At 54.3% G+C, this 12,526-nt stretch carries 6 protein-coding genes; 1 reads left to right on the top strand and 5 read right to left on the bottom strand.

Annotated elements, in window-relative coordinates:
* The first annotated feature begins 171 nt into the window (after nt 1-171).
* Nucleotides 172-2,181 carry a TonB-dependent receptor gene (locus CWO84_RS21825; protein ID WP_101055215.1) on the top strand — a complete coding sequence of 670 codons (2,010 nt, stop codon included), beginning with the start codon at nt 172-174 and terminating at the stop codon, nt 2,179-2,181.
* A 23-nt stretch (nt 2,182-2,204) separates the two neighbouring features.
* Here the strand turns inward: CWO84_RS21825 and CWO84_RS21820 are convergent, their stop codons facing one another.
* From CWO84_RS21820 to CWO84_RS21800, 5 genes are all read right to left on the bottom strand, one after another.
* Nucleotides 2,205-3,044, bottom strand: a complete 840-nt coding sequence (locus tag CWO84_RS21820) for a methyltransferase (RefSeq protein ID WP_240618120.1) — start codon at nt 3,042-3,044, stop codon at nt 2,205-2,207.
* 52 nt (nt 3,045-3,096) lie between these two features.
* Nucleotides 3,097-5,799, bottom strand: a complete 2,703-nt coding sequence (locus CWO84_RS21815) for an EAL domain-containing protein (RefSeq protein WP_101055211.1) — start codon at nt 5,797-5,799, stop codon at nt 3,097-3,099.
* Between the two features lie 6 nt (nt 5,800-5,805).
* Nucleotides 5,806-9,105, bottom strand: coding sequence for a PAS domain S-box protein (locus CWO84_RS21810; protein ID WP_101055209.1), 3,300 nt, complete (start codon nt 9,103-9,105; stop codon nt 5,806-5,808).
* Between the two features lie 3 nt (nt 9,106-9,108).
* Nucleotides 9,109-9,729: a YfiR family protein gene (locus tag CWO84_RS21805; protein WP_240618119.1), complete on the bottom strand. Its 621-nt coding sequence runs from the start codon at nt 9,727-9,729 to the stop codon at nt 9,109-9,111.
* A gap of 123 nt (nt 9,730-9,852) precedes the next feature.
* The gene (locus tag CWO84_RS21800) at nt 9,853-12,315 is read right to left on the bottom strand and encodes a TonB-dependent receptor (protein ID WP_101055205.1); all 2,463 of its coding nucleotides are present in this window, start codon (nt 12,313-12,315) and stop codon (nt 9,853-9,855) included.
* Between the last annotated feature and the right edge of the window lie 211 nt (nt 12,316-12,526).

The raw sequence follows: 12,526 nt of genomic DNA, 5'->3' as shown, positions 1-12,526 counted from the left end.
GGGCAGCATGATACTTGCGGTCCGGAATGGCCAGCACCTTTATGCGCCTGACAAAGTAGAATGCATAAATGCTACAAAAACTTTGTGATAAATCGATGCTGCGCTACATTTGCAACTGAAGAATTAACCCGAGAGACACGCTGTCTCTTGCCATGCCCAATTTGCTACAGAATGAAAAATACCTTTTACCCCGTTTGGATAGGCGCGCTGTGCTTGGCTATTCATACGGAGATTGCTTCGGCCGATACCGATTTAACCGAGTTGAATTTAGAAGAACTGCTATCGGTAAAAATCACGTCCGTTTCCAAAAAAACCCAAGCGCTAGGCGATGCGGCGGCGGCGGTATTTGTCATCAGCAACGACGACATCAAACGCGCCGGCGCCACTAACATTCCCGATGCACTACGTTTGGCTCCCGGCATCGACGTCGGCCGCATCGACGCCAACAAATGGGCCGTCAGCTCACGCGGTTTTAATGGCCGGTTTTCCAATAAATTACTGGTGCTGATCGACGGTAGAAATATCTACACGCCGGCTTTCTCGGGTGTGTATTGGGAAATGCAAGATGTCATGCTGGAGGACGTGGAGCGCATCGAGGTGATTCGCGGCTCCGGCGCGGCACTGTGGGGAGCCAACGCCGTGAATGGCGTCATCAACATCATCACCAAACACGCCGCCGATACCCAAGGCGGCTTACTCAGCGCCGGCGGCGGTAGCGAGGAACGCGGATTCGGTGCATTCCGTTATGGCGGCAAACTAAACGAAAACACCAGCGGCCGCGCCTATCTCAAAGGTTTTGATCGTGACACGCTCAGCAGAGCCGACGGCCAGCCCGCCGGCGATGCCTGGAGCAAAATGCAAGGCGGCTTTCGCATAGACTCCGACTGGTCGGCCGCCGACTCCGCCACCGTGCAAGGCGATGTTTATCATAGCAATTTAAACCAGCAAATCGGATTAGCTATGTTCACCGCGCCTTATCGAGAAACGATTGCCGACCAGGTACAAGCCACCGGCGGTAATTTGCTGGGCCGACTACAACATCGCATTTCCGACACCTCAAATTACGCTCTACAACTCTACTTCGACAGCTATGACCGTCGGGAAAGTTTTATTGAAGAAGAGCGTTATACCGGCGACGTCGATTTTCAACACCGCTTTGCGCTAAACGACTGGAACGACATTATCTGGGGAGCGGGTTATCGGTATACCTATACCAAAGAAAACCAAGTGAAGCAGACCTTAGTTAATTTCACGCCACCTCAACGCGGCGAGAGTTATTTCAGTACCTTTCTCCAAGACCAATTAACCTTGGTGGACGAGCAGCTATGGCTGACACTGGGTTCCAAACTGGAGCATAACGATTACACCGGCATCGAAGTGCAACCCAGCGCACGCTTACTCTGGGGACCTGACCCCAATCACCGGCTGTGGGCGGCTATCTCCCGAGGCGTGCGCATTCCGTCGCGGGTGGATGCGCATATGGAGTTAATCGGCCAAGTGGTGCCGCCGCTGACCAGCCCCAACAGCACGCCCTTACCCCTGGCCCTCGCGGTAACCGGTTCCAACGCTTATCAATCCGAAGAGGTGTTGGCTTATGAAACCGGCTATCGATACACCCCCAGCAACAGCTTCTCCCTGGATGTATCGTTGTTTTATAACGATTATCAAAATCTGCGCTCCTATCATCCTGGAGCGACAGACCCGGCAAATGTACCGTTTTTTATCAAACAGCCTTTGATCATCGATAATACCGGCAAGGGCAAAACCTATGGCGTGGAAACTGCAATAGTTTGGAAGATGCTGGATTGGTGGCGCTGGGACCTCAGTTATAGCGTTTTGAAAACCGAACTATCCAGCAACCCGTATTACCAGGAAGCGGTGTCGCCGCAGCACAAAACCTCATTGCGGGCGATGCTCAATCCGACACCGGACGTTACCCTGGATGCCTGGCTGCGATATGTGGACAACGCCAGCGCCTTTACCCTAAGCGGGCCGGCATATATCAAAGCCTACACCACCCTGGATTTGCGTCTGGCCTGGAAGCTCAATCAAGCCGTCGAATTATCGCTGGTCGGCCAAAACCTGTTGGACAACCAACATCTGGAATACATTCAGGAAACTTTCACCCAGGCTGCCGAAGTGCAACGCGGCGTTTACGGCAAAGTGGTTTGGGAGTTTTAAGCCTCCGGTCTCGAACCGCTCGCTTAAGGCTTTAAAAATCGCAGCGTCATTCGATCACTTTCGCCAATCGCGGCGTATTTATCCCTATCCTTGCTGCCTTGGCTGAATGCCGGCGGCAAGCGCCACACGCCACCCTCGCGGTCTTTGTTGTCCAACGGGTTGGCGTTGATCTCGCTGGCAGCCTGCAATACAAAGCCAGCGGCACCGGCCCAGGCAATCAGCTGATTTTGGCCGATATAACCGGAGAAATCGTCGTTCGCCACATCGCCATTTGCCCGATGTTCGACCAGCCCCAGCGTACCGCCAGGTTTAAGCACGTCGAAAAAACCTTTGAACATCAACGCCACGCTATCCGCTTCCCGCCAGTTATGGACATTGCGAAACGTCAGCACCACATCCGCTGAAGCGGGTGCGCCAAACGTCGGCTTGGCTTCGTCATACAGCCGAATCTCCGGGCTGCCGTATAGGCTTGGTGCAGCACGCAATTTGCGCTCAAGCGCGTTGAGTTGCTTTGCATAATAATGCTTGGCGCTGTTCTTGACGGCACTCTCAGGGTTTATCACCGCGGCGATGTAATGGCCGTTTTCCCGGAGCAAAGGCGCCAGAATCTCCGCGTACCAACCATAACCCGGCGTAATTTCGATCACAGTCTGTTGCGGATTCACGCCGAAGAATGTCAGCGTTTGCAACGGATGCCGCCAGTTGTCGCGGGCAACGTTAGCCGGGTCGCGCCACTTGCCGGCAACCGCTGCTTCCAGTGTCAATACCGGCTCAGTGCCCATCGCTGTGGAATGTGCGTCCTCCGACGCAGGACAGGCAACCAGCGCGGCGATAACTGCGGTGGCAAGCAGTATTCGAATCACAGTCGCTTCAGCCCTCTTTGCATTCGGCTTATATTCAAGGCAATCCAAAAGACTACGGCTTTTTAATGCACAGTGCTTCAAAATCAGCCAACGGTATCGGCTTACTGAACAAGTAGCCCTGATATAACTGACAGCCTTGCCGTTCCAAGAATGTCAACTGCTCTTCGGTTTCAACGCCTTCGGCGATACTTTCGATACCCAAGTTATCGGCCATGCCGATGATGGTTTGCACAATCACCGCATCACTTTGGGATACCGTAATATTGCGCACGAAGGACTGATCGATCTTCAATTGGTCTATCGGTAACTTGGTCAGATAGTTCAGCGACGAATAGCCGGTGCCAAAATCGTCCATCGAAAAACGCACGCCAAAATCACGCAGTTGCTGCATCTTCACAATCGCATCGTCAATGTCATCCAGCACCAAACTCTCGGTGAGCTCAAGTTTCAGCCGATTGGGGCTCAAGTCGTAGCGCGCCAGGGCAAGCCGCACTTGCTCAACGAAATCATCCTGATGAAACTGCAGGGCGCTGACATTCACAGCAAGCTGTAACTCAGACTTAAGCGGATCGTTTTCCCAGGCTTTGAGCTGCGCACAAGCCGAGTCCATGACCCATTTACCAATCGGCAAGATCAAGCCAGTGTCCTCGGCCAATGGAATAAATTCCGCAGGCGAAACCAGGCCGCGCTCGGGATGGAGCCAACGTATCAAGACTTCTGCGCCAAGAATCTGACCGGCGCGGTTGACCTGCATCTGGTAATACAGCACCAATTGCTGCTCGCTTAGCGCCACACGCAAATTGCTTTCCAATACCGCGCGGGTTTCCAAAGCGGCCTGCATCACCGGATCGTAAAACAGCAGCTTATTACGGCCGCCGCGTTTGGCTTGGTAAAGCGCGGTATCGGTGTATTTCAGCAATTCCTCTGCCGTAATATGTTGGTTGCGAAACATGCAGATACCCATGCTGGCCGAGCAATGGTGATCGTATCCGTGCAACGAATAAGGCTGATTAATGGCAGCAAGGATTTTACCGGCCAGCATTTTGGTATGGGCAGACGCACGGGTTTCGTCTGCACTTAGGCTGTTCAATATCATCACAAATTCGTCGCCGCCCAGCCTGGCGACGGTATCGCCTTCACGCACGCATTCTCGCAGACGTTGGGCAACCTCGATCAGCAGCAAGTCGCCAATTGTATGGCCTTTGGTGTCGTTGAGCGCTTTGAAGTTATCCAGGTCAATAAACAAGGCCGCGCCATGCTTATCATGCCGGGCATTGGTGACTATGGCTTGTTGCAGGCGGTCGTAAAGCAGACGGCGATTCGGCAGATTGGTTAACGGATCGTAAAACGCTAGGCGCTCGATCTCGGCTTCCGCCTGTTTTTGAGCCAACGCGCGGCTGAAATTTTCCAAGGCGAAGTTAATATCCATGGACATTTCGACCAACAGGTCCCGCGCCGCATCGTCGAAGGCGTTCGCCTCGTCGGCGTACAGTACGAATGCGCCGACCGCCTGGTCGTTTTTGAGTAAAGGCAACGCAGCCGACGCCGCCCAGCCGGCGCGCAAGCCTTGCTCTCGCCACGGCACGGTCATCGGATCGTTAATAAAATCCTGACACCAACAAGGGCGTTGTTCGCGGATTGCCACGCTGGCGGGACCGCGGCCGAAAGCACTGGCGGCATCCATGCACATATCGATAGTAGCCAACTCTTCCGCGCCTTCCCCAAAACTGGCGACCGGGCGTATCGAGCACTGATCGGCCGCAAACAAGCCAACCCAAGCCATTTTCATACCGCCAAACTCCACGGCAGCGCGGCAAATTTCCAGAAACAGTTCGGTTTCGTCAGCACTGTGGACGATGGCTTTATTGCAATGACTCAAGGCCGCATAGAGCTGCATGTGGCGCTGGACTTTCGCTTCTGCCGCTTTACGCTCGGTCACGTCGCGGGCAATGCCGAGTACGCCTATCGGTTTGCCGTCCTGATTCAATACCGGTGTCTTCAGAGTTTCGAACAAGCCGTAGTAACCGTTATCAGCGAAAGTCAGCCATTCTTCGTTGGCGCAAACCTTGCCGGCGGCCAGCGCTTTGCGATCATGGTCCCGGAAAAAATCGGCCAGTTCCCTGGAGGTAAATTCGTAATCGGTCTTGCCGACGATGTCGGCTTCCTTGGCGCCGTATAAGCGTTCGAATTGCAGATTGCAACTGATATACACACCCTGCAGATCCTTTAACCAGACCAGATCGGGAATAGTCCGCAGCAAGGTGTGCATGAGGCTATGGGCCGCAACCAGATCGTTCAGACTGGCTCTGAGCTTTTTCTCGCTCTCCAGGAGCTGGTGGCTACGCTCTTCCACCAACTCTTCCAGATGATTGCGCAGCCGGTCGATTTCCAAATGTGTGCGCACGCGCGCCAGCAGCTCCTCACGTTGATACGGCTTGGTGACAAAGTCCACCGCGCCCAGCTCAAAGCCTTGGACTTTTTCTTCCGGGTCCGACAGCGCACTGATGAAAATAATCGGCACATGGCGGGTATCCGGATGCGCTTTGAGCAGACGGCAAACCTCAAAGCCGCCCATACCCGGCATCAGAATATCCAGCAACACCAAATCAGGCGGATTGGCGGTAGCAAAATTAACGGCCAGCTCACCGTTTATCGCCGAGCGCACCTCGTACCCTTCAGCCTTAAGCAGGTCCGACAGCAACTTCAAAGACGCCGAAGTGTCGTCAACGACCAGAATTTTGCCTGCATTTACCATGATGTTTTAGTTAGTTCCCAATAGATTAAGAATAGTCGGATATTCGTAAGCTTCGGCAAGCCGAGTCAATGCAGCGGCCACCCGCAGATCGTACGCTGCAATCTGTTGAATAATCCCGCCTATACGCTCGCTATCCAGATTATTCACTGCCAACTGCAAATCCTCGCGTAAATTCTGCGGCACGACCGACAGCATCTCCGGCGTCAAAATCACGCCCTCCGGCATCATTGCCGGTGAGTCTGCATAAACATAGCGCACGCCCAAGAGCCGGGTTAGGCAGTCGTAGATTTCGTTGGCCCGGAAAGGCTTACAGATTAAGTCGTCCATGCCGGCCGCCATAATATCCGCCCGTTGCTCGGTGAAAGCCGACGCCGTGACCGCGACGATCTTCACCTGTTTGCCGCCCGGCAAGCTTCGAATGATTCTGGTCGCTTCCAAACCATCCATGACCGGCATCTGTATATCCATCCAGATTAAGTGTGGCTGCCAACTTTGGAAACATGCCACGCCCAACTCGCCGTTCTCGGCTACCTTAACCTGAAAGCCCACGGCCTCCATCAGATTCACCAGCAATAATCGATTCTCCAGCTGATCTTCGATTATCAGAATCCGATAATTATCCTGCCCCGGCATCAGCCCCAGCACCATGCGTTCTTCCAATCGGTACAAATCGGTAATATCGGCGGCTTGCGCCTGCTTCAGCGGCACATCAATGCGAAACAGCGAACCCTTTCCCGGTGCACTCTCCAGACTGATTGAGCCCTTCATTAATTGCACAAATTGGCGGGTGATGCTTAAGCCCAGCCCGGTACCTTTGTTGTCGGCCAGGTGTCCTATCTGCACAAACGGTTCGAAAATGTGCTTTTGGTCTTCAGCGGCAATCCCAGGACCGGAGTCCTCCACTTCAATCAACAGATGGGCGATGGCGTTGTTCTTGGTGGACAAGCGTATGACCACCCCGCCTTGCTGGGTAAATTTCAACGCATTGCCCACCAGATTGATCAATATCTGGCGCAAGCGGGCCTGGTCACCGATGATATAGCGCGGAAATGAGGAAGACTGATCGACGACTATTTGCAGATTTTTCTCGGCCGCGCGTACCTGCATCATTTTCATGACATCCAGCACCATTTCCCCCAAATCGAATGGCGCATCTTCCAACTGGACCCGGCCCGCTTCTATCTTGGCCATTTCCAGCACGTCATTAATCAAGTTCAACAAGTGCTCGCCGCTACGATTGATAATTTCGACGTTGGCGCGATCACCGTCTTGTAGCCGGGCATTTTTCAGCAGAATGGCGGAAAAACCGAGAATGGCGTTCATCGGCGTGCGCAATTCGTGGCTCATGTTAGCCAGGAATACGCTCTTGGCTTTATTAGCCGCTTCGGCGGCGTCGCGAGCCAACAGCAATTCCGCCGTCCGTTGCTGCACAGTGTTTTCCAACTCGTTTCGGTAGCGCATCAGTTCATTTTCTGCGCGTTTGCGATCAGTGATGTCGCGGGCAATTTTGGAAGCCCCGACAATTTCGCCTTTTGAATTTCGCAGCGGCGACACCGTTACCGAAACGTCAATCAATTGCCCATCCTTACGGCGGCGGATCGTCTCGTAATGCCTAATCGATTCTCCACGCCTTACTCTATCCTGAATTTCCCGCTCCTCATTTTGGCATTCTCCGGGTATCAAAATAGCAATCGAATGACCGACGATCTCGTCGGCCCTATAGCCAAACATGCGTTCCGCACCCTTGTTCCAGCTGGTAATGACGCTATCGAGAGTTTTACCGATGATGGCATCTTCAGTGGATTCAATGATCGCGGCGTATTCCGACAACAATTTCTCGGCGTTTTTGCGCTCGCTGATATCCCGGCAAATCGCCAGATTGTATGTCTTGCCATCAAACTCAAAACAGTTACCGGTCACTTCCACAGGGAAAACCCGCCCATCACGTGTCCGGTGACTGGTTTCGAATTGCATTTGGCGACTCACGGACAACACCGGCCAAAATTTCTCCCACACGTCCGGCGACCAGCTGGGATCAATATCAAACACCCCCATACCGCGGGTAAGCTCATCTCGACTGTAGCCTAATCGGTTGGCGGCCCCTTGATTCGCATAGAGAAATTTCGGATCGTTCCCCGGCATCAGGAATATGGATTCCTTCACTTGATCCAGGGCATAAGTCAGCAATTGCAGTTGGTGCTGCGCCTGTTTCCGCTCGGTCAGATCGTAAACCAAGCCAACGAACCCGCTAACGACGCCGCCCTCTCCCTGTAAGGCCGTTATAGACAGATTGACCGGCACGCGCGTCCCGTCCTTGCAGATAAAAGTCCACTCGTTTTCTTCGCGTAGACCCCGTTGAGAATGCGCGGTAAACACTTCAAATCCCGGATTAATCAAGACACCCAATTCTGCAGACAATGTTTGAGCACGCCGTTGGATCTCGGCTGCATCGTGCCAAAGTGCCGGGGAGTGTTGGCCTATCAACTCGTCGGCCGTATACCCCAACAAGCGCTCCGCGGCTAAATTGAAGCTGGTAACAGTGCCGTCGGCGGATGTAGAGACGATGGCATAGGCCGCGTTGTCCAAAATCGTACGATGAAAGGCGTTAAGCCGGGACAATGCCATTTCACGTTCTTCAACCGCTTCCAACATGGCGTTGAAGCTTTCCCCCAAGCGCGCCAATTCATCGGCGCCGACAACAGGAACCCGGTGCCGGTAGTCGGCGGACAGCCGAACCCGCTCCGCAGCGACGGTTAAGGAAGCAATCGGCTGAATGATAGTCCGCCGCAGCACCGCCAGTTGCCCTAAGGTAGCGGCCAACAGCACCAGCATACCGGCACCGAATAACCAGAGCAGCTGGTGAGTTTGCTGACTCAATTGCTCCAAACCCATCACGATGCGCAAGCGCCCGCCTTTGCCTAAACCCTGCAGTAACTTCGCGGTATCGTGGTTTAGATAAATGCCATCGGCTAAGGTTGGCATACTCCGCGGCGGCTCGGAGGCAGTGTGGTTGAGGCTGGCCAGCATCCGCCCATCATCTAAAAAAATATCCGCCTCTTGAATTTGCGGATTGGCGCGCAAGGTATCCAGCACTTCCTGAGCCCGCGTGGGATCTTCGAAAGCCACCGCAGCCTCTGTGCCCACAGCGACCAACTGCGCGTATGGCTCCATGATCTGCCGCACGCGCTGTTCCAGGGTCATACTGTGAAACAGCGCCAGCCCCGCCACAGCCAACACGAACGCCAACAGCGCCGCCCCCCAGAGCACTGCCGCAAGTCTGTTGTAAATAGTGGCTTGGATGGACATGACTTATCTCATTCGGCGCAGCTCGCCGTTTTCCAAAATCTCACTGGACACTTCCAACATTTTGGTCTGAATCGTCAAGGAAACCGCTCGGGCTTGATCGAGGTTGACGCTCATCCGCACCCTATCCGTCACTTCAAATCCTATGACTCCACCATCCGGCAAGAATTCCGGCTCGTCACTGACCGTCAGAACCGGTTGCTGTTTCAACACCGCCAGCGCCGTGCGCCGCTTTGCGGCATCCGCATAAGCCATGAAAACAATCTGACACGGCGGCAATTCCGCCAACGTAGCGGCGCGAACAATGACAAAACTACGGCCCTGCTCGGTTCGTCCGCGCAAGGTGGTTTCTAAAATATCGCCAAACGGATCGGGCCCCAAAACACCGATACACCAAGGTGCATTTCCGGCGGGAAGCGCCTGTTTCGGCCAGACCACGTAATGGGCAAAATTACGCAGAAAGGCTGCTTTTACTTTGTAGGGGTTATCGACTATCACCTCCTGGCCGACTGCCAAACCCGGCAGCAGCAACAGGGCAGCAAGCCAAAGGGCCGCTCTGGCATGGCGCCTCGGACATAGCTTATTGCCTGCACATTGACCGCAAGCCCCTGATGAATTAACAGTCAAAACCGCACTCCTTGCGTAACACATTCAGCATAACGCCCAACATCGGCAATGCCCAATGCTAACCGGCTTGCCGCTACGAAACAGTACCGATAGTCGGCTAGTGTCATAGTCTTAGCCCCGGTATCAAAACTTCACCGAAAAGTTGATCATCAACTCGCGGGGCCTGCTACGGCTGCTTTGCGAAGGCCGGTATTGTTCGTCCAGCAGGTTTTTGCCCATCAGATCCACGCTCATACTATGCCCTCCCACTTCCCAGGTATAACCGATGAGGGCGTTCAACAAAGCATAAGTCTGCCGCGAATTAGCCGGGCTATCGGGTAACAAAGTCTGATCGAAGACCAGATTGACACCGCCGCCCAAATGCAGGCCGCGCAACGCCTCAATGCTAAAGTCGTAACGTGTCCAAAGGTTGGCCAGATGCGGCGCGCTCATTTGCAGCGGCGCGTTGTGGAAGCGATTGACGTTCTTGTAGTTAGCCAGCCCCGCCGCATCGAGCGTGCCGGGGTCTTGGGCGAGGATGGCATGGTCCTGACCGCTGAATTCGGTAATCCTGGCATCCATATAGCTGTAGGACAGATACAGTTGCCAGTCGTCTGTCAGTTTAGCGGTGGCGTCCCATTCAATACCCCGGGAACGCTGTTCACCGCTTTGCAGACCGTAAATGGTGATGCCGCCGGCGGAATTGGTCAACGCCATATCGTTGACGATGTTTTTATTTAAGATCTCGAAGTAAGTCAGCGTGCTGGACAAACGACCGTCAAACCAGTCCGCTTTAATGCCGACATCGTAACCCCAGCCCTCAGTCGGCCTAGGAATCGACGTGCTACCGTCCAGATTGTTGGCCGGAAAAGTACCCGGCACGAACGATTCCGCGTAGCTGGCGAACAACGACCATTCGGGTGCCAGCTTGAAGAGCAGCCCGTATTGGGGCGTGACCGCACTTGCGGTGGCGCCCTGTGCTTGGCCGGTCAGACGGTTTGTGTATTGGCTTTCTGTTGATGTCCAGCGCCAACCGGCCAACAGCAGCAAACGGTCATCGAAAAAACCGAAGGTAGAGCTGCCGTAGACCGATTTATCGACAGCGTTCACATTCTCGTCGGTGAGGCTGGTCGTCAGCCGGGATAAGGGTATCGCCGTATGCCGGTTCCAGGTGTTGGGATTGCCGAGATCCCACAAAGGCAAGGGCGAAGCGGTGGGATTGCTGCCCAAGGCCGGATCGTTGGGTGCCTGGCCGGCGGTGCGATGGAAGTTGCGGTCAATGTATTGACCGCCCAACAGCAAGCGCAGACTGGCGAAGCCCAGGTCATACTTACCCACGCCTTGCAGTTCTATCGTATCGTCACGGTTGCTGTAGGCTTGCTGCCTGACTCGGCGACCCTGCATCAACGTCGTGTTATTACTCATGCCCAAGTTACCGGTAAACAGCGCATCGACATCGTATTCCAGATGCGAATAGCCGGTACGCAGATTCCAGTGTTCGTCGGCCTTAAAGTCTATCCAGGTACTGAGATTATGGGTGTTGCTATGCCGATAGTCGCTGTAGGCCATGCTGTTCCAATTATTGGGCAAGCCTGGAACATCGACGCCGGAAAGGTTGGGGTCCGCGGCAGTGGGCAATACGCTGGCCTGCGTGTTGTAGCCGGGCTTTTGCATGAGTTGCGGCTCTTCTATTTTTTCGAAGTTTTCGTATTTTAAGGAGACACTCAGGCGGTCGCTGGGTTGCCAAAGCAAAGAAGGCGAGATATTCCAGGAATGGGCATCATAAGGCTCCCAATAATGCATATCCTGATCATAAGAAGCCGCCAGCCGGTAGAACAGGTTTTTTGTAGCCGGTCCCGTCACGTCAACATCAAAACGGTACTCACCGTAGGAGCCGTAACGCGCATCCGCAGCAGCGGCAAACCGGCGCTGCGGGTTTTTGGTGATGACATTGACGATACCGCCGGGCGCGACCTGACCGTACAGAAACGATGCCGGCCCCTTGACCACTTCAAGCCGCGAGATATTGGTGAAATCCAAAATGGACGGACCGTGGACGCCGTCGCGCAACGTGTGAATATTGCCGCCGGCCAGAGAACCCACTGCAAAGCCGCGAATGGCCAAGTTGGCGTTGCCTTCGTTGAAGTCGTTGCTGCGGTAAGTGACTCCCGGCGAATAGCGGGCTATGTCGAAAATATCGCGGGGTTTTTGATCCTTGATGAACGACTCGGTAAAGGCTTGGAGCGCAAACGGCAAGTCGCTGATCGGTGCATCGAAACGGGAGCCGGACACCGAATTCGAAGCAAGGTATCCGCTATCAAGCTGGGAAGACACATCGAACGGCGACACCTTGACATTCACCAGCTCCAGCAGATCCATATCCGCCACATCCCTGCCAGCCTCATCGGCCTGTTCGGAAAGACGGGTGTCGATAACAGCATCGTCAGCCGCTTTCAAATCAGTCGAAAACGTCCGGCCAGCCTGGGAATCGGCTTCGAAGTCTGCGCCGGGTTCCGCCGCCAGCGTTAAGGGCTGGCGCAGCACACTAAACACAAAAACCAGTCCGATAGACCAGCCGACGCCAAATTGAGACCCACAGTCTTTCATTTTGCATCCCCCCAGTGAGATTTATTAACCCGGCCCTTAATCATTGCCCACACCAGCCTGGACGTCGACAAGCTCAGCCCGGACGGCATACCCGCGACCAATAGGGCCGGGTTAATAACGCGAAGATCTAGTTATTTTTATGAAACCGCGGGACAACACCCGCCGTTCACTAAACAGCTTAGTTCAGTTGGTAACGGAGGGCAATTTCTAC

The sequence above is a fragment of the Methylomonas sp. Kb3 genome, from assembly GCF_002834115.1.
Taxonomy (GTDB): Bacteria; Pseudomonadota; Gammaproteobacteria; order Methylococcales; family Methylomonadaceae; genus Methylomonas; species Methylomonas defluvii.
This window is presented reverse-complemented; position numbering and strand designations above follow the sequence as displayed.